Origin of the sequence: Novosphingobium huizhouense, from assembly GCF_020179475.1 — a bacterium.
Classification (GTDB): domain Bacteria; phylum Pseudomonadota; class Alphaproteobacteria; order Sphingomonadales; family Sphingomonadaceae; genus Novosphingobium; species Novosphingobium huizhouense.
This window is the reverse complement of sequence record NZ_JAILXZ010000001.1, coordinates 1,286,013-1,306,198: the sequence shown is the minus strand read 5'-3', so window position 1 is coordinate 1,306,198 and position 20,186 is coordinate 1,286,013. Positions and strand designations below refer to the sequence as shown.

Sequence of the window (20,186 nt, the reverse complement as noted above, 5' to 3'; positions counted from 1 at the left end):
GCCATGTCGTCCGACCTGCTTTCGATCGGCCGCAGCGGCGTGAAGGCCGCGCGCATCGCGCTCGACGTCACCGCGCAGAACATCGCCAATGCCTCCACCGACGGTTACGTGCGGCGCAGCGTTTCGCTGTCCGAAGTGGCCACGACCGGTTACTTCGGCACGTCGCGCGATGTTTCCCTCTCGGGCGTGCGGGTCAGCCAGATCCAGCGCAATGCAGACGCATTCCGCCAGGCGGAAGTGCGGCGCACCGGAGCCGACACCGCCCGGGCCGAGGCGGAAGTGAAGGGCTTGCAGAACGTCGAGGCGGCGCTGGAACAGTCGAACGCGTACGGTTCGATCAACGATTTCCTGAGCGCGCTGCAGCAGCTCAAGCACAACCCGACCGACACCTCACTCCGCGCCTCGGTGTTCGAGGCGGCGCGCAGCATGACCGGGACCTTCCAGATTGCCGCGCAGGAGCTGGATGCGGTGGGTTCGGGCCTGCAGTTCACCGCGAACCTCGGGGTGAGCGAAGTGAACCGCATGGCAGCCGAGCTGGCGCGCACGAACTTGCGCCTGACGCGCGCCTCGGACGCGAGCAGCGACCAGACCAAGCTGCTCGACCAGCGCGACAACCTGCTCCAGCAGATCAGCCAGTACGGCGACATTTCCACGACGTTCGCCTCGGACGGCAGCGTCCAGGTGCGCATGGGGGGGAGCAGCGGCCCCCTGCTGGTCGATGGCGGCACCGCCACCACCCTGACCGCCACGACCGCCAGCAACGGCACGATGAGCTTCGCGCTCGGCTCCGCAGCCGTGACCTTGTCCGGCGGCTCGCTCGCCGGCGAAGCCCAGGCCTTGGCCAAGCTGGCCCAGATCCACGGCGATCTCGACACGCTTGCCGGCAAGATCGTGACCACGGTGAACACCGCCAATGCCAACGGCAGCGATCTCGACGGCAATCCCGGCGGCGCGATCTTCTCCGGCACGAGCGCCGCGAGCTTCACGCTCGTCGCCGCCAGCGGGCGCAAGATCGCAACCGCAGCTGCCGGTGCGACTGCCGGCAGCCGCGATGCTTCGAATCTCAATGCATTGCAGAGCGCCCTCGATGCCGACGATCCCTCGGTCGCGATGGACGGCATCCTGTTCGACATCTCGGCTACGGTAAACGGGCGCAAGATCACTCGCGATGCGCTCACGACCATTTCGGATTCGGCCCGGACCGCGCTTGCCGCGCAGTCGGGCGTCGATCTCGACACCGAGGCCGTCAACCTCGTGCGCTACCAACAGGCATTCCAGGCTTCGGGCCGGGTGATGCAGGTCGCGACCACGCTGTTCGATACCCTGCTCAACATCCGCTGAGGCCCGCCATGACGATCTTCGCCACCAGCACCAGCGCCTTCTTCGACCGCGGCGCCCTCGACCTTACCTCGCTGCGTTCGCAAGCCGAGCAGATCCAGAGCCAGATCGGCTCGGGCCAGAAGCTGACGGCATCGTCCGACGATCCCCTCGCCGCTTCGCGCCTGCGCAGCCTTTCCCGAAGCGAATCGATGGCGCGGATCGACGGCGCGGCAGCCAATCGCGCCACGACGGATCTCAACCTCGTCGATTCGGCGCTAAACGAATTCGCGGCCTTCGTTACCCGCGCGCAGGAGCTGACGACGCAGGCAGCGACCGGCACCCTGACCGACAGCCAGCGCAAGTCGATCGCCGCCGAGCTTTCGCAGATCCACGGCAATCTCGTGTCGCTCGCGAATACGCGCGACAGCGCCGGCAATGCGCTGTTCGGCGGCGACGCTGCCGGGCCGGCCTACACCGTCGATGCTTCGGGCAATGCCACCTACGTCGGCAGCGGCAGCGCGGGCGAGCTGTCCCTGGGCGACGGGCAGACCGTGGCCCGCACCTTCACCGGCCCCGAATTCCTCGACTTCCAGTCTGGCGGGAGTTCGAAGAACCTGCTTTCGACGATCAAGACGCTGGCCGACACGTTGACCGCGGGCGGTCCGGGCACGGCGAGCGCGGCCAATGCGGCGCTGACCACGCTGTCCGACGGACTGGATTCGATCACCACCACGCAGACCGTGCTGGGTGCCCGGCTTTCGTGGATCGACCTTAACACGCAGCGCCAGCAGGTGATGAGCGAAGCACGTTCGGAAGAGCAGACCCAGATCGGCACCACCGACCTGACCGAAGCGCTGACGCGGCTCAACGAACTTTCGACCGTGCTGCAGGCGAGCCAGGCAAGCTTCACGCGCCTCGCCGGCCTGTCGCTGTTCGACCTTCTCAAGTAAAAACCAGATCTCGGGACGTCTCCAGACATGTACGCAGGCATTGGCATCGTTGTTCTTCTGGCGATGGTCTTCGGCGGCTTCGCCATTACCGGCGGCGCGCTCGGGCCGGTCATGGAGGCCATTCCCCACGAGATGCTGATCATCGGTGGCGCTGCGCTGGGGGCGACGATCACCGGGAACTCGCTGCACGAGCTCAAGGGCATCGGCGCAGGCTTCGGCAAGGTGTTCAAGGGGCCCAAGCACAACAAGCAGGACCATGTCGATGCCATCGTGCTGTGCACGAAGCTGATGAAGATCCTGCGTTCCGATGGCCCCGTCGCGCTCGAAAGCCATGTCACCGATCCCAAGAATTCGCCCATCTTCGCCGAATACCCGCGACTGCTCGCCAACAAGGCGCTGATTTCGCTGGTTTGCGACACGCTGACGCTGATCGTCGTGTCGTCGGGCACCCTCGAGGTGCATGCCGTCGAGGACGTGATGGACCACGCGATGAAGACCCACTTCCACGAGGAAAGCGAGGCGCAGCACGCGCTTCAGGGCCTTGCCGACGCGCTTCCCGCGCTGGGTATCGTCGCGGCGGTGCTCGGCGTGGTCAAGACCATGGGTTCGATCGACAAACCGCCTTCGATCCTCGGCGCGATGATCGGCTCGGCGCTTGTCGGCACGTTCATGGGCGTGTTGCTGGCCTACGGCATGGTCGCCCCGCTCGCCCAGCGCCTCAAGCAGGTGCTCGACCAGGACGAAATGATCTTCCAGGCGGTCAAGCAGGTGATCATCGCGAGCCTGCACGGCTGGCCGCAGCCGCTGGTGGTCGAAAGCGCCCGCTCGGGACTGGGGCATGCATTCCGCCCTGGCTTGTCCGAACTGCTCGACGCCCTGCGCGGCCGTTAAGAGAGGCTCGGATAGATCATGGCCAAGGCGGGCAAAGGCAAGGCGGAACCGCCCAAGCCGATCATCGTCAAGAAGATCACCGTCGTCGCCGGCGGGCACCACGGCGGCGCCTGGAAGGTCGCCTATGCGGACTTCGTGACCGCGATGATGGCGTTCTTCCTGCTGATGTGGCTGCTCGGGGCGACGACCGAGAAGCAGCGCAAGGGGATCGCCGACTACTTCACCCCGACGCTGGTGAAGATGAAGGAAGGGAGCGCCGGGTCCTACGGCCTCCTGTCGGGGTCCTCGCTGACCGATTCCGATACGTACCAGTATCGCGCCGGGCAGACCGGCACGAAGACGCTGACCATTCCGCGCGATGCGAGCGGCGGAGCCAAGGACGGCGGATCGAAAGTCAAGCGCACCGCAGCGCTCCAGCAGAAGTTGCAACAGAAGCTGGCGGCAAGCGAGAAGCTGCGCAAGCTGTCGCGTCAGGTGCGCATGACCATGACCCCGGAAGGAATCCGCCTCGACCTGGTCGATGACGCGAAGTTCTCGATGTTCCAGCTGGGTACGACGATCCTGACGCCCGACGCGCTCGAGCTGGTCCAGGCGATCGGGCAGGTCCTCTCGACCGATGTGTCGGGCCTTACCGTGCGCGGCCACACCGACTCGCTGCAGTGGAAGCCCGGGGATGCCGCGAACAACTGGTCGCTCTCCGCCGGTCGCGCCGAGGCGACGCGCCAGGCGCTCATGCGCAGCGGTATCGCCGAGGGACGCTTCCACCGCATCGAAGGCGTGGCCGACAAGGAGCCGCTGGTCCAGGACAATCCCGCGGACCCGCGCAACCGGCGGATGTCGATCCTCCTGCTGAATTGAGTGAGGCGGGCGCCGCTCCTGGGACGCCTGCGCTCTCGTGCCGCGGTGACACGCCACGCACACCCGTCGGCGCCTCGGACAAGCCCGTGTTCTGCACGAAAGGCACTCTCGCTGCGCGCAGCAGCGCGTCGTCGTCCTGGCAAATCCGCTTTATGAAGACGAGCGTCAGGCCGCTGCGCTGAGGGTCCCGCTGCCGCGGCCGGCCTGCTGGATGCTTGCTGCAAAATAGCTGCGCAAGCTGCGCCGCGCATTCGCGGTCAGCGAGATCCACACCCGCCTCGCATCGCGCGGATCCGCCTTGCGGGCGATGAGCCCCTGGTTCTCGAGCAGCTGGATCCAGCGCAGGCCGGTGGCGACCGGAACGTTGGCGCCGATGCACGCGCTGGTCGTCGAGACCTGGCGATCCTCGCAGGCGGCGATGTAGAGATCGAGGAGCATGTCCCACGCGGGCTCGCCGAACAGGTCGGCATCGAACATGTCGCCGCGGCGGCGGCGATCGCGGTAGAGGCGCTTGGCGATGCCGAGCGTCAGTTCCTCGCTGTTGAAGGCGCGGCGCGCTTCTTCGGCCGGGACGGCAGGATTTCCTGCACTCCCTTCGAGCAGACGATTGCGCACGTCGCCGACAAGCGCTTCGAGCTCGGCCGCGAGGCCGGAGAGGTGACTGTGCGCGGGACAGGCCGCAAGGTCGGCCTGATCGGGCGATCCGGCAAGACCGGTGCCGCGGCATCCCCCGTTGGTCGATCGCTCCATGCTCGCCATAGCAGTCGTCTCCAGTTGACCGTCGCGTCACGCTACCGGTTTGGGGCAGCGCCTCGGCTCGCACTGAAATGCCTACAATTTTCTCGCATAAACAAGGACATAATTAAATTTTTAGGCATTCCGGGCTACGCAAATGTCACTTTATTGACAGAATTAAAACGAGCACATTAACCTTCGTATATGCCTCGCTATATCGTTGCACCGATATCCAGATCCGAACGGCAAGGCATTCAAAAGAACAGATATTTTCTAGATCGCCGACGATCGGACCGCGAATCGAGCGCCAGGAGCGCGGACGCGAGCCTGTAGAGAGCGCAAACGGCCCGAAACCCGGCGATCGGGGGATCGCCGGGTCCGGGCCGCCTGTGGAGACAGGCGATTACGCTGGGTGACCTTAGCGCAGCAGCGACAGGACGTTCTGCTGGCTCTGGTTCGCCTGGGCGATCATCGCGGTCGAGGCCTGGCTGAGGATCTGGGCCTTGGCCATCGCGGTGGTTTCCGCCGAGTAGTCGGTGTCCTGAATGCGCGAACGCGCGTCCGACAGGTTGGTGATGTTGTCGTTCAGGTTGTTGACCACCGATTCGAGGCGGTTCTGGCCCGCACCGAACGAAGCGCGCGCGGCGTTCACTTCACCGAGCGAGGTATCGACGTCGCCCATCGTGGTGGTGGCTGCCGAAGCGCCGGTCACGTCGAAGGTGACCGAGGCGATCCCCTTGCTGGTGATGTCGACGGTGTCGCTGGTGTCGGCGCCGACCTGGATCGTGAAGGTGCTGTCCGAAGTGCCGAACACGGCGTTGCCGTTGAACTTGGTGTTCGTCAGCACGTTGTTGATCTGGGTCGACAGTTCCTGGACTTCCGCGTCCATGTAGCCGCGGTCGGAGTCCTGGTAGGTGCCCGAGGCTGACTGCACCGCCAGCTCGCGCACGCGCTGCAGCATGTTGGTGACTTCGTTGAGCGCACCTTCCGCCGTCTGCGCCAGCGAGATGCCGTCGTTGGCGTTGCGGACGCCCTGGCTCATGCCCTTGATCTGCGCCGTCATCGTGGTGCTGATCGCGAGGCCCGCCGCGTCGTCCTTGGCGCCGTTGATGCGCTTGCCGGTCGACAGGCGCTCCATCGCCGTTGCCGCCATCTTGCCTGCCGAGTTCGAAGCGTTGGCAGCCTTGATGGCGCTGATGTTGGTGTTGATAACCGCCATTTTTTCTCTCCAGTGAGATCGTTCCCGAAAGACTGCCTGATCCTCGTGGAATCGGGCCGTCGGGACAAAGACCGGCAAGAAGCTGCCGGAATTAAGTCTGCCGGCTGCCGGAATCTGCCGGTCATGAGGGCTGACACTAGGTGAAAACACGCAGCTTAAAGTTTCGGCCTGTTGGTCGTTTCCGCGCGAAAAGGCCCTTGGAAGACATGGTTAAAGACGGGGTTGAAATGATGAGTCGCAGGCTTACACGATTGCACATCTCGGAGGCGGCGAGCCGTGACCATGCTCCGTTGACGGTGCGCGCTTCGAGCGTGGCAGCAAGCTTTGGCGGCGCATCGGCCGAACTTCGCGACATCTCGGACAAGGTCCCGGCCGATCCGCGGCGGACGTCGGTGATGCTGGAGCGGTCGGACGCCTGTTCGATCACGAGGCTTGCCGGCGGTCAGCGGTTCCTGCTGCGGTATGGCGACGGAGCGTCGCCGGCGGTGCTTGCAGCCTTGCTCGCCTGCGCTTCGGCCCCTGGCGCTCCGATTGCCGCCGATCCCGAAAGCCTGTCGATCCTGGCGCTCGCCGAGCGAATCGCCGGCAGCGACATCCCCGTACTGATCAACGGCCCGACCGGAACCGGCAAGGAAGTGCTCAGCCGCTTCATCCACGAGCGTTCGCCCCGCGCGGGCAAGCCGTTCATCGCGATCAACTGCGCGGCCATGCCCGAGACCATGCTCGAGGCGATGCTGTTCGGGCACCAGAAGGGATCGTTCACTGGCGCCAATGCCGCGGGCGAAGGGTTCTTCCGCGCGGCCGACGGCGGCACGCTGCTGCTCGACGAGATTGCCGAGATGCCGCTGTCGCTCCAGGCCAAGCTGCTGCGCGCGCTTCAGGAAGGCGAAGTCGTTCCGATCGGGGCGACGGCGCCGGTCAAGGTCGATGTGCGGGTGATCGCCTGCGCCAACCGCGATCTTCCGCTCGAAGTCGAGGAAGGCCGCTTCCGTGCCGACCTGTTCTATCGGCTCAATGTGTTTCCGCTCGCACTGCGGCCGCTTAGCGAGCGCAGCGAGGACATCGCGCCGCTCGCCTTTGCGATGATCCTGCGTCACGCTCCCGTCGGGCAGGTCGTGCCGTGGCTGTCTGACGCGGCGATCGCAATGCTCGCCTGCCATGCCTGGCCCGGCAACGTGCGCGAACTCGAGAACGTCATCCGCCGCGCCCTCGTCCTCCTGGGCAACGAGCACGAAATCGGCCCCGAGCACATCGTCTTCGACCGCGCGGTTCGACTTGCCGGCACCGAAGCGCCGACAGAGAGCACGGCTGCGGCCGGCGGCAAGCTCTCGAACATCGTGCAGCTTTCCGAGGCTCGCGCGATCCTTGCAACACTCGAGGCCTGTGGCGGCAGCCGCGTGGCGGCCGCCCGCCAGCTCGGCATCTCGGAGCGGACGCTGCGCTACCGCCTCGCCAGCTTCCGCGAAGCCGGCATTGCCATCGGCGGCCTCGCCGCCGGAGGCCGGCGATGAGCGGCATCGGCGCCATCGGCGGTGCGACCGGCGTCCAGCAGATCATGGCCTTGCGCCAGCAGATCGTCGAACGCTCGCAGCTGCTGCAGCAGATCCGCAATCCCTCCGACGCGACCGCGGAAACCGGAGGGGCGGCACCGGCCGGAGGGTTTACCGGCGCGCTCAAGTCCGCGCTCGATCAGGTCGCGGCAACGCAGGACAAGGCGGCGGTGCTGAGCGAAGGCTATGAAAAGGGTGAAGTGACCGACGTCGCCAAGGTGATGCTCGCACGCCAGGAATCGGGAGTCGCATTCGAGGCGACCCTGCAGGTCCGCAACAAGCTGCTGTCCGCCTACCAGGACATCATGCGGATGGGGATCTGATAGATGGCGGATATCGTACCCGCGTCCTCCGGCGCCCTGCCGGCAGGACCGGCCCCGTCGTTGCTCGCGCCATTGACCGATCCCGCTGGAGGGCCGATCCTTACCCGTGTCGGGCAGTTTCTCGGCCAGCCGCCGGTTCGCAGGGCGCTCCCCTGGTTCGGTGGAGTGACAGCGGCCGGGCTGACCGGCCTGCTCTGGATGACGATGGCGCCTGCACCGCAGCGCGTGCTCTACAGCGAACTTTCCGACAGCGAGCGCGCGCAAGTCGCCGCCGCGCTCGACAAGGCTTCGATTCCCTACACCATCGACAATTCCACCGGCGCTCTCTCGGTCGGCGAGGACGATCTTTACAAGGCGCGCATGGTCGCGGCCTCGGACGGCGCGATCGCCACGCCGGAGACAGGCGAGCAGATGATCGACAAGCTGCCGATGGGCGCCAGCCGCACGGTGGAAGGCGAGCGCCTGCAGGCCGCTCGAGAGCGCGAGCTCGAGCTGACGGTCATGCAGATCGACGGTATTGAGGCGGTCAGGGTGCACCTGGCCGAACCCGAGAAATCGGTCTTCGTCCGCGACAACGCGGCGCCTTCGGCCTCCGTCATGGTCAAGCTGGCGCGCGGGCGGCAGCTTTCGGACAGCCAGGTCGCGGCGATCGTCAACCTGGTCGCCGCGTCGGTCCCCGGCCTCTCTGTCGACGCCGTGCGGGTGATCGACCAGCACGGACGCCTGCTGTCTTCGGACAAGCCAGGCGACAACGACCGGCTCGAGATGCAGGGGCGGCTCGAGGAAAAACTCCGCCAGCAAGTCGCGGCGCTGCTGACTCCTATGCTCGGCGATGGCAATTTCTCGTCCGAGATCCAAGTCGAACTCGACATGGACCAGACGACCTCGGCGCGCGAAAGCTACGACAAGAACGGCGCGGTGCGCCAGGAATCGCAGTCCGCATCGCAATCCTCTGCCGCAGGGGGCGCTGCGGGCGTGCCCGGAGTCCTGTCGAACACGCCACCGCCCCCGACCACGCCACAGCCCGGGGCGCCGGGCGCAACCCCTAGCCCGGCCGCGACACCCAGCGCCGCGCCGACCAACGGCGAAAGTTCGTCGACCAAGACCTACGAGCTTGGCCGCGAAGTCGCGGTCGTCAATGCAGGCCCCGGCAAGATCAAGCGCCTGTCAGTCGCTGTTGCGCTCTCGGGCGCGGTAATGGCCAAGGCCAAGCCCGCCGAAATCGAGCAGATCAAGCAGCTGGTCTCTGCGGCGGTCGGCGCTGATCCCGCACGCGGAGATCAGGTGGCGGTTGCCGTGCGCAGCTTCCAGCCGGCGGTGGTCACGCCACCGAAGTTCTGGGAAACGCCATGGTTCGCGACGATCCTGCGCAACGTCGTTGCCCTGCTCGCAGTGCTGATGACGCTGCTGCTCGGCGTACGTCCGCTGATCAAGGCGCTGAGGCGCGATCCCGCCACTGGAGCCGGCAAGCCGGGCAAGAAGAAGGGCAAGTCCGGGGCGGTCGAAGACGCCGATGGTGAGGACGCAGGGGCGGACGAGGACAACGATGCCGATGCCGATTCAGCATCCGCCGGTGCCGGCGGCAACCGCAAGCCGCCGCAGCTGACCAATGCCAGCGGCCAGATCGATCCGGAGCTGCTGAGCGCCCAGGTCGGGCTCGCCCAGCGGCTGGTCGCCGAAAAGCCGGAGAGCGCCGTCGAAGCGCTGCGGCAGATGCTCAAGGAACCTGAAGAGGAAGGCGCGCGATGAGCGAGATGAGCGCAATCGAGGCCGACGCGACGATCAGCGATCCCGAGCGCGCGGCCGTTATGGTCATGCTGCTCGAAGACGATCAGGCCGCACACCTGCTTTCCCAGCTGGAGCCGGGTGAACTGCGGCTGCTCGGCGAAAAGATGTGTGCGTTGGGCGAAATCGGCCCGCGTACGATCGCCCAGGCCATCGTCGGCTTCGTCGAGAAGACCGAGAAGCTCGGGCTTACCGCACACGACCGTGTCGGCCAGGTTCGGACACTGATGACGCGCGCTGTCGGCGAAGTGAAGGCCGACAGCCTGATGCAGCGCATAGCGCCCGAAGAAGCTGGCAAGACCAGTTCGCTGGAACTCGCCCGCTGGCTGACCCCGCAGGTCATCGTGCCACTGGTGCGCGATGAGCATCCGCAGGCGATCGCCGTCCTGCTGGTCCAGCTCGATCCCGAGGTTGCCGCCGCCGTGCTTCACGCACTGCCCGACGCGATCCAGCCGCAGGTGGTGCACCGGATCGCGACGTTGGGCCCGGTCGCGCCCGAAGCCATCGTCCTGCTCGAGGAAATGCTCGCACGGCGGATCACCGAATGCCACGGTCGCGCCGCGCTCACCATGGGCGGTCCTCGCGAGGCCGCCGACATCATCAACGCGGCCGCGCGTGCGGTCGAAAAGCGGGTGATGCCCGAGATCGCCAAGCAGGACAAAGCGCTGGCCAAGGCGATCGAGAACGAGATGTTCAAGTTCGAGCACCTCTACGTGCTCGACGACAAGTCGATGGGCTCGCTGCTGCGCGAAGTCGATTCCGACACGCTCATCGCTGCGCTCAAGGGAATTCCCGAAGACCAGCGTGACTGTTTCTTCCGGGCCATGTCCAGCCGCGCCGCCGACGGCGTGCGCGACGAGATCGCCGCGCGAGGCCGGATGAAGATGGCCGAGGTCATCGAAGCACAGAAAGCCATCGTCACCGCCGCCCGCCGTCTCTCTGCCGAGGGCGTGATCGTTTTCGGCGCAGGCGACGACGACTATGTCTGAGATGCTCCACGATCGCTTTGCGCCTCCTGGTGCCCGCTCGTTCGCGCTCGCCGAACTGCTGGGCAACGGCGCGAGCCTGTTCGCGCGCGACGCCCGGTTCGTGTCCGAGGCCGATCGAACGGCGGACGAGAAGGCATCCCTGCAACGCGCGCCGCAAGGGATCGACGAAGATCCCCTGCAGAGCGCCTTCGCGGACGGCTATGCGCAAGGCGCCGAGGATGCGCGCCGCGCAGCCCAGGTCGAGGCAGCCGAACGCGACGCGGCGCGCCATCGGATCGAGACTGGCCTCGCCCGGTTGGACGAAGCGATGGTTCATCAGTTGCAGGACCGCTTGCGCCAGACCGTGCTCGCCTTGTGCGAAACCGTCACCGCGCAAGCCGCGATCGACGCAGATGCGCTCGCGCGCCGGGTCGCGGCCGCCGCAGCGATGCTGGCGCGCGCCGAGGATGCGCGGGTGATCCGCCTGCACCCGGAAGACCTCGCTCTGGTTCACGCCCGCCTGCCCGAAGCCTGGCACTGTGAACCCGACCCGACGCTCGAACGCGGGTCCATCCGCGTCGAAGGCGCGCACGGAGGGGTCGAGGACGGCCCCGAGCAGTGGCGCCGGGCGATCGAGGACGCGCTGCGCCAATGCTGAACCCCGCCCTGCCGATGCTGGCGCGGTTCGGAGAGGTGCAGCCCGATTTCGCTCCGCGCCGCTATGGCCTGCTGTCCGCCTGTGACGGGGGCCTGCTCGAAGTCAGCGGTCTTTCGGTGCCGATCGGCACCCAGTGCCGGATCGCGCATGGCGCAGGCTCTCTGGCGGCGGAAGTCATCGGCTTTCGCAACGGCAATACCCTGATGATGCTGCTCGGCGATGCAGTCCTGCTGCGACCCGGTTCACGTGTCCGGCCCGAAGGGCGCCCGGGCATGCTGCCGGTTGGCGAAGCCTTCCTCGGTCGCGCGGTGGATGGCGAGGGCAAGCCGATCGACGGCGGGCCGGCCATCGAGGCGAGCCGCGAATGGCCATCGGGCGGCGTCCGTGCCGGCGCGCTCGATCGATCGCCCGTGCGCTTGTCCTTCGACACCGGCGTACGCGCGCTCAATGCATTGACCACGTTCGGCGTTGGCCAGCGCATCGGCGTCATGTCCGGGTCGGGGGTGGGCAAGTCGGTGCTGCTCGACATGATCGCGCATGGCGCCGAGGCCGAGATCGTCGTCGTCGGGCTGATCGGAGAGCGCGCGCGCGAGGTGTCGGACTTCGTAGAGCGCCACATGCACGGCACGAAGCGCGCGCGCAGCGTGATCGTGGCCGTGCCTGCCGACCACGCGCCCAACTTGCGCATCCGCGGCGCGATGCTCGCCACGAGCATGGCCGAATACTTCCGCGCGAAGGGCAAGCGCGTGCTGCTGATCATGGACTCGCTGACCCGCGTGGCGCACGCCGGTCGTGAAATCGCCTTGCTGCTGGGCGAACCCGGCGCTGCGCGTGGCTATCCGCCATCGGCGCTCGCCACCATCACCAAGCTGGTCGAGCGCGCCGGCAATTCGGCGGCGAGTGGCGGTTCGATCACCGGGCTCTACACCGTGCTCGCCGATGGCGACAACCAGGACGATCCGGTTGTCGATACCGCCCGCTCCATTCTCGACGGGCATATCGTGCTCTCGCGCGATCTGGCGCAGCGCGGGCAGTATCCGGCGATCGACATCGCCGCCTCGCTCTCGCGGGTGATGAGCGACATTACCGCACCCGACCATCAGCAGCTCGCACGCCAGTTTCGCGCGCTGGTAGCGACTTATGAAGCCAACCGGGATCTCGTGCTGATGGGTGCCTATCGCTCCGGCACAGACCCCCAGCTCGATCGCGCAATTGCCATGCACGAAGCACTGAGCGCCTTCCTGTCGCAACCGCAGCGCGAAGTGGTCGATCTCGATGCCAGCATAGCTGCGCTGGTGCGCCTGCTCGGTCATGAAGGCTGAGCGCGTCCGGCTTGCCCGGTTGCAGCGGCTCGAGCGAATCCGCGACGTGGCACGGCGAACCGCACTGGCCGAGGCAGGCAAGGCCGAAGGCACGCTCGCCCAACTCGAGGCTCTGGGCCACCGCACCCGCTCGCTGGTCGCCGAGTACGCCGCCCGCGCGGATGCGACCGACGCTGCAGCGCTCCAGCAGCAGCACACCTTCATTCGCGGCCTTGAACGCATCGCGACCGGAAACGAGCGCGACGTCGCACGGGCGCGCAGCATCGCCGACGCCCGCGCCGCCGAGGCGGCCGAGGCCGAGCGCCGTCGCGCGGCGGTTCAGGATCGCGCCGAGGAACAGGCTCGCAGGATCGCTCGGCTGCGACAATCGGGTGCGGTGCCCTCAGCATCAGCGAGAAGCCGTCGCACCGAAAGCTGACCGACCTACCGCACTTGGCACGCATCTTGAAGAGCGTGCGGTGCCAACCGCTTGAAGGACCTGCCAATGGTCGATTTCACCGCCAATGCCACTCTGCTCCCTGCAAGCGCGCTCGATGCGCTCGGCGCGCGTCCTTCCGGCAAATCGGCGGTTTCCATCGGCACCGCGGGCACCGGCCCCGACTTCGCTGCCGCGCTTGTCGAAGCGCAGTCACCGTCCGCTCTCGCCGAAACCATGACGACGGGCCCGCAGGTGGTTGCCGCCCGGCAGAAGCTTGCCGCTGCCGCTCCCGATCCTGCAGCGTCGTTGCCGGCAGACCCCATTCTTGCCGTTCCGGCGACCAGTGGGACCGCGGCCGATGCTCTCTCAATCGGGGCGAACAACGAAGACGCGGCTCAGGATGAAGACCTCGCCGAAGATCGCAAGCTTGCCCGGCCCATCGAGCTCGTTGTGCAGTTCACGGGCATCCTGCAGGCGTCGCCTCTGCCGTCCGCTCCTTCCGCTGGCCCTGCTCGCGCGTCTGCATCTACACCTGCACCTGCGCCTGCAACCACGACAGCCGGTGCTGGCGCTGTGCAGCCCGCACCGGCGCAAAGTGTTGCAGCCGCAAGCCCTGCAGTGACCGCCAATCCTGACCTCGTCCCGCCCGCCAGCAGCACCAGGCCGTCATCTCGCCCGCTTCTCGCAACTGGTTCCACCGCCTCGGCCCAGCCGGTGTCGCCCGCGCAGGCGCGACCTGCTCGGCCGGTCCGCACGCAATCAGCCGTAGCAGCACCGCAGCGCCCAGCTCCGGTCGGGGCGCTTCCATCCGGCGGGCGCGCCGGCATGGTGCCGGACGTCGCGCTAACGCTGGTCGCCGAACCCCAAACGCCGACGCCTGCCGCGCCGTCCGGATTCCGCCCGACCGTACTGACCGTTGCCAAGGTTCCGGTCGAACCGACGGTGTTGCCGACCGGGATGCCCGTCACCCGGATTGACACGAAGCCGACCGAGGCCTTGCCCGAGACCGCCCCAAAACGAGCGTCGCAGCCCATGCTACCGGACGCTGCACCGGGCGCCGCGAGCCCGGTTTCGGCTGGCACGGTAGGCTCGGCCATACCGGTTGGGACCGGCCCGGTCCCGGGTGCCCCGGCCGCCCCGGCAACGGACACGACGGTTTCGTCTCCAACGCACGATGGCGTAACCCGAACTGCGCCGCGCGAAGCCGATCCATCGGCCGCACCGGTCGCGCCTGCAACACCTCCCGCCTCACGGCCCGCCGATCCGAAGGGTCCCGTGGAACACGTTCGGGCAGCGGAGCCGGACGTGGCGCAGAGCGCCAAGCAGGCGAGCACTGCGCTTGTCGACAGCGAGCGGCGGGCCAAGCCCGTGATGCAGCCCGATGCTCCGATCGTTTTTCCGGCAACCGATCACACGGCCACATCGAACGAGCGCCCCCCCGTCGCTCCCGACGTCCCGCAGCCCCTGCGCAGCGGCGCGCGAATCGACATGGACGGGCTGGTGGACGCCATCGCCCGCGCAAGGTCGGACGCGCACAATCCGGCGGCGCCGATCGCCGTCGCGCTCACGCACGGAGAATTCGGCAAGGTCTCGATGCGGTTTCGCGCCGACGACGATGGCCTGTCGGTCCAGATGACGAGCAGCGATGCCGGCTTCGCCCCGGCAGTCGCCAGTGCGAGCCAGGCGATGCCTGCAGCACAGCAGGCGGGAGGCAGCCAGCAGCAGGACCAGCCCCGCGGCGACCAACCACCACGATCGACGCATGGATCGAACGCGAACGACCCCGCTGGCGCGGGGAGCGGCCCGGCAGGACAAGGGAACGGGAACGGGAACGGGAACGGGAACGGGAACGCCGGCGCGACGGGCAGCGGCCAGGGCGACAATCGCTCGGGCGGCAACGCACGCAACCCGGCAAACTCCCAGCTCGTGCAGACGAACCGCGGACGCGGCACCGCTTCGCAGCAGCCACCGGCGCGCGACGGCATTTTCGCCTGATCCGCTTACCTAGACCATTCGGGAAACCAGCATGAGCGACAAGAAGGATAAGGAAGCCAAGCCCAAGAAGAAGGGTGGCGGCAAGATGATGATCATCGGCATCGCGGTGGCGATGCTCGCGGTCGGAGGTGGCGGCGCCTATGGCCTCGTGGCGGCCGGCATCATCGGGGGCGGCGGGCACGAGAAGGAAGTCAAGGAAGACAACCGCCCCAAGCTGATCAAGAAGGGCGAGATCGATCCCTTCGCGCCCAAGCCCAAGGAAGGCGGTCATGGCGAGGGTGAGGAAGGCGGCCAGGAAACCGAGGGCGAAGGCGGCAGTGAATATCGCACTGTCTACTATTCCTTCGCGGACGACTTCACCTCGAACCTCAAGGACAGCGACGCACTCGTGCAGCTCTCCGTGGCCTGTTCGACCCGGCGCGATTATCGCGTGATCCTCTGGGTCCAGAAGCACGAACTGGCTATCCGCTCGGCGCTGCTCGATGTCCTGGCTGAAACCCCCGACACCGACGTCCAGACCAGCAAGGGCAAGGAACAGCTGCAGAAGCGGATGACTGCCGCGATCAACAAGGTGCTGACCCAGACCGAAGGGTTCGGCGGAGTCGATGCCGTCTACTTCAAGACCTTCATCGTCCAGTAATTTCCTCATCTTGCGGACGGCACGAACAGCGACATGAAGCCTGAACGATCCCTCGTGGCCGAGAGGCCCATCGCTCGTCACGCGGCGGAGCTGGTGCGGCAGGGTCCGAGCGCTGCCGAGCTGTTGCCGGCGCTGGCCCGGGCGAGCGAGCGCATGGCGCGGTCGCTGCGCGGCGCGCTGGCCCTGCTGCTCGGCGGCGAGCCGCCACTGGTCGATTGCGGAGAGCCCGAAGATCTCGTCCTGGGCGACATCGAGGCGCGAGTACCGGGGCTTGCCGCATGGAGCCTGTACCGGGTGGCCGGATCGGGCGGGCGCCTGCTTTCGGCGATCGATGCTGAAGCGGTTCTTCGCCTGGTCGACCGCGCATTCGGCGGCCCGGGCGAAGCGCCCCACCCGATGCCGCGCGAACTGCCGCTTTCGGCCGAACTGATGGTCCAGCGGATCGAATCCGTGTTCGCCGCCCAATTCGCGGCTGTCGCCAACCTGCGTGGACCCGAGCCGATCGCCGCGGTGCGGCGCGACAGCAACCTTGCACAACTCGAGCCCTACGGTCCCGATGCGAGGCTGGCTGTGCTGTCGTTCGCGATCACTGAAGCCGGGCGCAATCCGTGGGAAATGCGGCTGGCCATTCCGTTTGCGATGCTCGCCGACTTTTTCGGCCAGGCAGACCAAGCATCTCGCAAGCCGGCGCGACGGAGCCGGCCGGCCAGTCCGGAAGACGCACCGTTCGGCGAACTGCCGTTGCCGGTGAGCGCCGTGCTCGTCGATGTGGCGCTACCCCTCGCAGTGCTTTCGGCGCTCGAGGTTGGCCAGGTCCTCTCCGTCCCTATCGCACGCTCGATTCCGCTGCGGGTCGCCGACCGAACGGTCGCTCACGGCAGCATCGGCGCGGTCGACGATCGCGTCGCCGTTCAACTCACCCAGCTTTCCTGAAGAAGAGGCTTAGATGACCTTCCAAACCCGCGGCTTCGATTTCCTCAAGGACGTCGATGTCCGCCTGACCGTCGAGCTCGGCCGCACCGAGATGAAGCTCAAGGATGTGCTGGGGCTCGCCGAGGAGAGCGTGGTGATGCTCGACCGGCTGACCGATGAACTGCTCGACGTCATGGTCAACGGCAAGCTGATCGCGCGCGGCGAGGTCGTCGCGCAGGGCGATCGCTTCGGGCTGCGCATTGTCGAACTGATCGGCCAGCCCACCTCCCTGCCGCGCGAGGATGCCGCCTGATGCTGTGGTACATCCTCAAGCTGGTCATCCTGCTCCCGCTGATCGGGGGTCTTGCCTGGGCCAGCCTCAAGTTCGCCAAGCGCATGGAGGGCAAGTTCGGAACGTCGACCGGCACGCGATCGGTGAAGATCGTCGAAACGCAGATGCTCAGCCCGAGCTTGCGGCTTGCCGTGATCGAGTTCCGTGGGCGTGAAATTCTCGTCTCGGCCAGCAAGGCCGGGCTGGTTCCACTCGCCGAGGCGCCTGCGCGCGCGAGCGACGCGCCGGCCGAAGAATGACGACGATGCGCCTTGCCATGGTTCTTCGCAGTGGCGTGTTCCTGCCGCTGCTGCTCCTGCCCACGCTGGCCCTTGCCGCTCCTGCCGCCGCTCCTGCCGCTGCACCGGGCTCGACCGCCGCCGCCATTCCGGGCGCGCTCGATCGCGCCTTCGGCCAGATCGCCGGCGCACAGTCGGGCGGCAGCCTCTCGCTCTCGCTCCAGCTCCTGTTGATCATGGGGCTGCTGACGATCCTGCCCAGCCTGATCCTGATGATGACGAGCTTCACCCGCATCCTGGTGGTGCTGGGCATCCTGCGCCAGGCGCTCGGCCTGCAGCAGTCTCCGCCCAACCAGGTGCTGATCGGGCTCTCGCTGTTCCTCTCGCTGTTCGTCATGGCGCCGACGCTCGACAAGGTGAACCAGACGGCGATCAGTCCCTATTCGGCAGGCACCATCAATGCAGAACAGGCGATCGCCAATGCGGGCGGGGAATTCCACAAGTTCATGATCCGCCAGACGCGCGAGCACGACCTGTCGATGTTCGCCGACATGGCGCATGCGCCGAAGTTCGCGAACAGCGCCGACGTGCCGTTCTCGATCCTGCTCCCGGCCTTCATCACCAGCGAGCTAAAGACCGCGTTCCAGATCGGCTTCATGCTGTTCTTGCCGTTCCTGGTGATCGACCTCGTGGTCTCCTCGGTGCTGATGAGCCTTGGCATGATGATGATGAGCCCGACCATTGTCTCGCTACCCTTCAAGCTGCTGCTCTTCGTCCTCGTCGACGGCTGGGCGCTGCTGATGGGCAGCCTCGCTTCGAGTTTCGGCTGATGGACGATACTGCCGCCCTTCTCGCGCTTGCGGACCGGATGCTGTGGGTTGCAGCGCTCGTCGCCGCGCCCGTGCTGCTCGCCAGCCTCGCCGTCGGCCTCGTCGTCGGGATCATTCAGGCTGCGACCTCGGTCAACGAACAGACGCTGACCTTCGTGCCCAAGCTTGCCGTTACCGCGCTCGTGCTGGTCCTGCTGGGCGGCGCGATGCTCGGGCTGATCGGCGACTTCCTCAAGGACGTGTTCGTCCAGATCGCCGCAACCGGGCGCTAAGGCATCCGATGATCGCCCTCGATTTCGGATTTGGCGCGCTCGAGGCAGAGTTCTGGCGGATGGTCTTCGTGATGACGCGGATCGCGGCAGCCCTGTTCGCCGCACCGCTGTTCGGTGCGAATACGGTGCCGCCACAAGTGCGGGTCATGGTGAGCGGCGCAGTCGCGGTCCTCGTCTGCGCCTGGACCAGCGTGGTCGCCCCGCCCAACCTGCTCTCGCTGACCGGCATGCTCGCCATCGCCAACGAGGTGGTGCTCGGCCTCGCCCTCGGCTTCGTGCTGCAACTCTCGTTCGCAGCCCCGCTGATTGCCGCGGAACTGATCGGGGGCGGCATGGGGTTGTCGATCGCGACGACGTCCGATCCTGTTAGCGGCGCGCACTCACCGGCGCTCGGCCAGTATTTCTCGGTCGTGATGACCGTGCTGTTCCTCGGCCTTGGCGCACACCTCGACTGGTTCTCGCTACTGGTCGAGAGCTACCGCACCTTCCCGCCCGGCACCGCGTGGTTTTCGGCAGGCCACATGGCCCAGGTCACCGCATTCGCCTCGCAGATGTTTGCAACCGCCCTGATAATTGCCCTGCCGGTCACGCTGCTGCTGCTGCTCGTCCAGGTCATGACCGGGGTGATCAGCCGCTCCGCGCCGAGTCTCAACCTGTTCTCGCTCGGCCTTCCGGCCGGGGTCCTTGCCGGCCTCGTCGCGTTGATCGCCTCGGCGCCGCTCGTCACCGACCGGTTGACCGATCTCACCCGCACCGCGGTCGGCCAGAGCGCCGCATTGCTGGAGCACTGAGCCGTGGCCGAAAGCGCAGGCGAGAAGACCTTTGCTCCCAGCGCCAAGCGCAAGAAGGACGCGGCCCGCAACGGCGACGTCCTGCGCTCACGCGAACTTACCACCGCCGTCTCGATCCTGATCGGGGCGGTCTGGCTGCGACTGGCAGGGCCCTGGGTGCTGACCGCACTGGGCGAGACGGCCAAGCGCGGGCTGGTCTGGGATCGGGCCAGCCTCGATGATTTCACCCCCGGCACGCTGATCGTCCAAGCGCTTCAGGCTGTTCTGCCGCCTGTTTTCGCGCTCGGCGGCCTGATCCTGCTGTTCTCGCTGGCTGCCCAGCTGGGTCCGGGCGGTGAAGGTCGCTGGGTTGCCTCGAACCTCGCCCCGAAGGCTTCGCGGATCAATCCGATGAGCGGCTTCAAGCGCATGGTCGGACCGCAGGGATGGATCGAGATCGTCAAGGGCCTCGCCAAGCTCGCCCTGCTCGGCACGATCGCCTGGTCCTGGCTGCACGGCAGGCTGGCCACGCTGCTCGGGCTCGGCAGCGGAGAGGTCGTCGGACAGTTGTCCTACGCATGGGATTCGCTGCTCTCGCTGCTGTTCGCGCTCGGCGGCGGTCTGATCGTGATCGCCCTGATCGACTTCCCGATCCAGTGGGTACGCCGGTTCCTGCGCTTGCGCATGAGCCTGCAGGAGATGAAGGACGAGCACAAGGAAAGCGAAGGCAGTCCCGAACGCAAGGCGGCGATCCGCCAACGGCAGCGCGATATCGCGATGGGCGGGCTGCAGAAGGCGATGCGCGAGGCGCAGTTCGTGGTGACCAATCCGACGCACTTCTCGGTTGCGCTGGCCTATGATCCCCAACGCGCGTCCGCTCCGATCGTTCTGGCCAAGGGCCGGGGGGAGAAGGCGCTCGCGATGCGCGAGCTTGCCGCCGAACTGCGCGTGCCGACGCTGGAATACCCGGCGCTCGCCCGCGCGGTCTATTTCACCACGCGCGAGAACCAGACGATCCGCGAGGAACTCTATGCCGCGGTAGCGTCGGTGCTCGCCTTCGTGCTCTCGCTCAAGCGCGGTGAAACGCCGGCCCGGCCGCGGATCGATGTGCCGATCGAGTTGCGTTTCGACGCCGAGGGGCGGCTCGAAAAACGCGACGGAAAACCCCTTGGCAGCGCTTAAGGCGCGCGCCGCAAAGCC

At 66.9% G+C, this 20,186-nt stretch carries 22 protein-coding genes; 20 read left to right on the top strand and 2 right to left on the bottom strand.

What is annotated here, in order from left to right; genetic code table 11:
• Positions 1–3: 3 nt before the first annotated feature.
• The 4 genes from flgK to K3A85_RS06450 are packed head-to-tail and all read left to right on the top strand — an operon-like array spanning position 4 to position 4,019.
• Positions 4–1,341, top strand: a complete 1,338-nt coding sequence (flgK, locus tag K3A85_RS06465; RefSeq protein WP_225205658.1) for a flagellar hook-associated protein FlgK — start codon at positions 4–6, stop codon at positions 1,339–1,341.
• Positions 1,342–1,349: 8 nt separating this feature from the next.
• Positions 1,350–2,270 (top strand): flagellin N-terminal helical domain-containing protein, encoded by a 921-nt coding sequence (locus tag K3A85_RS06460; RefSeq protein ID WP_225205657.1) that lies wholly within the window; start codon positions 1,350–1,352, stop codon positions 2,268–2,270.
• A gap of 27 nt (positions 2,271–2,297) precedes the next feature.
• A complete protein-coding gene (motA, locus tag K3A85_RS06455) occupies positions 2,298–3,161 on the top strand; it encodes a flagellar motor stator protein MotA (RefSeq protein ID WP_225205656.1) in 864 nt (287 codons plus the stop codon).
• Positions 3,162–3,179: 18 nt separating this feature from the next.
• On the top strand, positions 3,180–4,019 hold the full coding sequence (locus tag K3A85_RS06450) for a flagellar motor protein MotB (RefSeq protein WP_225205655.1): 840 nt from the start codon (positions 3,180–3,182) through the stop codon (positions 4,017–4,019).
• Positions 4,020–4,184: 165 nt separating this feature from the next.
• Here the strand turns inward: K3A85_RS06450 and K3A85_RS06445 are convergent, their stop codons facing one another.
• Together K3A85_RS06445 and K3A85_RS06440 are read right to left on the bottom strand one after the other, a co-directional pair.
• Positions 4,185–4,769, bottom strand: a complete 585-nt coding sequence (locus tag K3A85_RS06445) for a helix-turn-helix domain-containing protein (RefSeq protein ID WP_225205654.1) — start codon at positions 4,767–4,769, stop codon at positions 4,185–4,187.
• 403 nt (positions 4,770–5,172) lie between these two features.
• Complete coding sequence (locus K3A85_RS06440) at positions 5,173–5,973, bottom strand: flagellin N-terminal helical domain-containing protein (protein ID WP_225205653.1); 801 nt, start codon at positions 5,971–5,973, stop codon at positions 5,173–5,175.
• A gap of 230 nt (positions 5,974–6,203) precedes the next feature.
• Here K3A85_RS06440 and K3A85_RS06435 point away from each other — a divergent pair, with 230 nt between their 5' ends.
• From K3A85_RS06435 to K3A85_RS06360, 16 genes are all read left to right on the top strand, one after another.
• Positions 6,204–7,484 carry a sigma-54 interaction domain-containing protein gene (locus tag K3A85_RS06435; protein ID WP_225205652.1) on the top strand — a complete coding sequence of 427 codons (1,281 nt, stop codon included), beginning with the start codon at positions 6,204–6,206 and terminating at the stop codon, positions 7,482–7,484.
• Positions 7,481–7,846 (top strand): flagellar hook-basal body complex protein FliE, encoded by a 366-nt coding sequence (gene fliE, locus K3A85_RS06430; protein ID WP_225205651.1) that lies wholly within the window; start codon positions 7,481–7,483, stop codon positions 7,844–7,846. The genes K3A85_RS06435 and fliE overlap by 4 nt, the downstream gene beginning before the upstream one ends.
• Before the next feature lie 3 nt (positions 7,847–7,849).
• Positions 7,850–9,595, top strand: a complete 1,746-nt coding sequence (fliF, locus tag K3A85_RS06425; protein WP_404822895.1) for a flagellar basal-body MS-ring/collar protein FliF — start codon at positions 7,850–7,852, stop codon at positions 9,593–9,595.
• Positions 9,592–10,620, top strand: coding sequence for a flagellar motor switch protein FliG (fliG, locus tag K3A85_RS06420; protein WP_225205649.1), 1,029 nt, complete (start codon positions 9,592–9,594; stop codon positions 10,618–10,620). The genes fliF and fliG overlap by 4 nt, the downstream gene beginning before the upstream one ends.
• A complete protein-coding gene (locus K3A85_RS06415) occupies positions 10,613–11,257 on the top strand; it encodes a FliH/SctL family protein (protein ID WP_225205648.1) in 645 nt (214 codons plus the stop codon). The genes fliG and K3A85_RS06415 overlap by 8 nt, the downstream gene beginning before the upstream one ends.
• Positions 11,251–12,579, top strand: a complete 1,329-nt coding sequence (locus K3A85_RS06410) for a FliI/YscN family ATPase (protein ID WP_225205647.1) — start codon at positions 11,251–11,253, stop codon at positions 12,577–12,579. Before K3A85_RS06415 ends, K3A85_RS06410 begins: the two co-directional genes overlap by 7 nt.
• On the top strand, positions 12,569–12,997 hold the full coding sequence (locus tag K3A85_RS06405; protein ID WP_225205646.1) for a hypothetical protein: 429 nt from the start codon (positions 12,569–12,571) through the stop codon (positions 12,995–12,997). Before K3A85_RS06410 ends, K3A85_RS06405 begins: the two co-directional genes overlap by 11 nt.
• Positions 12,998–13,063: 66 nt before the next feature.
• Complete coding sequence (locus tag K3A85_RS06400) at positions 13,064–14,992, top strand: hypothetical protein (protein ID WP_225205645.1); 1,929 nt, start codon at positions 13,064–13,066, stop codon at positions 14,990–14,992.
• 31 nt (positions 14,993–15,023) lie between these two features.
• Positions 15,024–15,632: a flagellar basal body-associated FliL family protein gene (locus K3A85_RS06395; RefSeq protein WP_225205644.1), complete on the top strand. Its 609-nt coding sequence runs from the start codon at positions 15,024–15,026 to the stop codon at positions 15,630–15,632.
• 33 nt (positions 15,633–15,665) lie between these two features.
• The gene (locus tag K3A85_RS06390; protein ID WP_225205643.1) at positions 15,666–16,565 is read left to right on the top strand and encodes a FliM/FliN family flagellar motor switch protein; all 900 of its coding nucleotides are present in this window, start codon (positions 15,666–15,668) and stop codon (positions 16,563–16,565) included.
• A 13-nt stretch (positions 16,566–16,578) separates the two neighbouring features.
• Positions 16,579–16,857, top strand: a complete 279-nt coding sequence (gene fliN / locus K3A85_RS06385; protein ID WP_225205642.1) for a flagellar motor switch protein FliN — start codon at positions 16,579–16,581, stop codon at positions 16,855–16,857.
• On the top strand, positions 16,857–17,135 hold the full coding sequence (locus K3A85_RS06380) for a flagellar biosynthetic protein FliO (protein ID WP_225205641.1): 279 nt from the start codon (positions 16,857–16,859) through the stop codon (positions 17,133–17,135). The genes fliN and K3A85_RS06380 overlap by 1 nt, the downstream gene beginning before the upstream one ends.
• A 17-nt stretch (positions 17,136–17,152) precedes the next feature.
• Positions 17,153–17,944, top strand: a complete 792-nt coding sequence (gene fliP, locus K3A85_RS06375; protein ID WP_225205640.1) for a flagellar type III secretion system pore protein FliP — start codon at positions 17,153–17,155, stop codon at positions 17,942–17,944.
• Positions 17,944–18,216, top strand: a complete 273-nt coding sequence (locus K3A85_RS06370; RefSeq protein WP_225205639.1) for a flagellar biosynthetic protein FliQ — start codon at positions 17,944–17,946, stop codon at positions 18,214–18,216. The genes fliP and K3A85_RS06370 overlap by 1 nt, the downstream gene beginning before the upstream one ends.
• 8 nt (positions 18,217–18,224) lie before the next feature.
• Positions 18,225–19,007 (top strand): flagellar biosynthetic protein FliR, encoded by a 783-nt coding sequence (fliR, locus tag K3A85_RS06365; protein ID WP_225205638.1) that lies wholly within the window; start codon positions 18,225–18,227, stop codon positions 19,005–19,007.
• A 3-nt stretch (positions 19,008–19,010) separates the two neighbouring features.
• A complete protein-coding gene (locus K3A85_RS06360) occupies positions 19,011–20,168 on the top strand; it encodes an EscU/YscU/HrcU family type III secretion system export apparatus switch protein (RefSeq protein ID WP_225205637.1) in 1,158 nt (385 codons plus the stop codon).
• The last annotated feature ends 18 nt before the right edge of the window (positions 20,169–20,186 follow it).

Coding starts and splice junctions, on each gene's coding strand:
- flgK (WP_225205658.1), top strand. CDS start 4: ATGTCGTCCGACCTGCTTTCGATCGGCCGCAGCGGCGTGAAGGCCGCG.
- K3A85_RS06460 (WP_225205657.1), top strand. CDS start 1,350: ATGACGATCTTCGCCACCAGCACCAGCGCCTTCTTCGACCGCGGCGCC.
- motA (WP_225205656.1), top strand. CDS start 2,298: ATGTACGCAGGCATTGGCATCGTTGTTCTTCTGGCGATGGTCTTCGGC.
- K3A85_RS06450 (WP_225205655.1), top strand. CDS start 3,180: ATGGCCAAGGCGGGCAAAGGCAAGGCGGAACCGCCCAAGCCGATCATC.
- K3A85_RS06445 (WP_225205654.1), bottom strand. CDS start 4,769: ATGGAGCGATCGACCAACGGGGGATGCCGCGGCACCGGTCTTGCCGGA.
- K3A85_RS06440 (WP_225205653.1), bottom strand. CDS start 5,973: ATGGCGGTTATCAACACCAACATCAGCGCCATCAAGGCTGCCAACGCT.
- K3A85_RS06435 (WP_225205652.1), top strand. CDS start 6,204: ATGAGTCGCAGGCTTACACGATTGCACATCTCGGAGGCGGCGAGCCGT.
- fliE (WP_225205651.1), top strand. CDS start 7,481: ATGAGCGGCATCGGCGCCATCGGCGGTGCGACCGGCGTCCAGCAGATC.
- fliF (WP_404822895.1), top strand. CDS start 7,850: ATGGCGGATATCGTACCCGCGTCCTCCGGCGCCCTGCCGGCAGGACCG.
- fliG (WP_225205649.1), top strand. CDS start 9,592: ATGAGCGAGATGAGCGCAATCGAGGCCGACGCGACGATCAGCGATCCC.
- K3A85_RS06415 (WP_225205648.1), top strand. CDS start 10,613: ATGTCTGAGATGCTCCACGATCGCTTTGCGCCTCCTGGTGCCCGCTCG.
- K3A85_RS06410 (WP_225205647.1), top strand. CDS start 11,251: ATGCTGAACCCCGCCCTGCCGATGCTGGCGCGGTTCGGAGAGGTGCAG.
- K3A85_RS06405 (WP_225205646.1), top strand. CDS start 12,569: ATGAAGGCTGAGCGCGTCCGGCTTGCCCGGTTGCAGCGGCTCGAGCGA.
- K3A85_RS06400 (WP_225205645.1), top strand. CDS start 13,064: ATGGTCGATTTCACCGCCAATGCCACTCTGCTCCCTGCAAGCGCGCTC.
- K3A85_RS06395 (WP_225205644.1), top strand. CDS start 15,024: ATGAGCGACAAGAAGGATAAGGAAGCCAAGCCCAAGAAGAAGGGTGGC.
- K3A85_RS06390 (WP_225205643.1), top strand. CDS start 15,666: ATGAAGCCTGAACGATCCCTCGTGGCCGAGAGGCCCATCGCTCGTCAC.
- fliN (WP_225205642.1), top strand. CDS start 16,579: ATGACCTTCCAAACCCGCGGCTTCGATTTCCTCAAGGACGTCGATGTC.
- K3A85_RS06380 (WP_225205641.1), top strand. CDS start 16,857: ATGCTGTGGTACATCCTCAAGCTGGTCATCCTGCTCCCGCTGATCGGG.
- fliP (WP_225205640.1), top strand. CDS start 17,153: ATGGTTCTTCGCAGTGGCGTGTTCCTGCCGCTGCTGCTCCTGCCCACG.
- K3A85_RS06370 (WP_225205639.1), top strand. CDS start 17,944: ATGGACGATACTGCCGCCCTTCTCGCGCTTGCGGACCGGATGCTGTGG.
- fliR (WP_225205638.1), top strand. CDS start 18,225: ATGATCGCCCTCGATTTCGGATTTGGCGCGCTCGAGGCAGAGTTCTGG.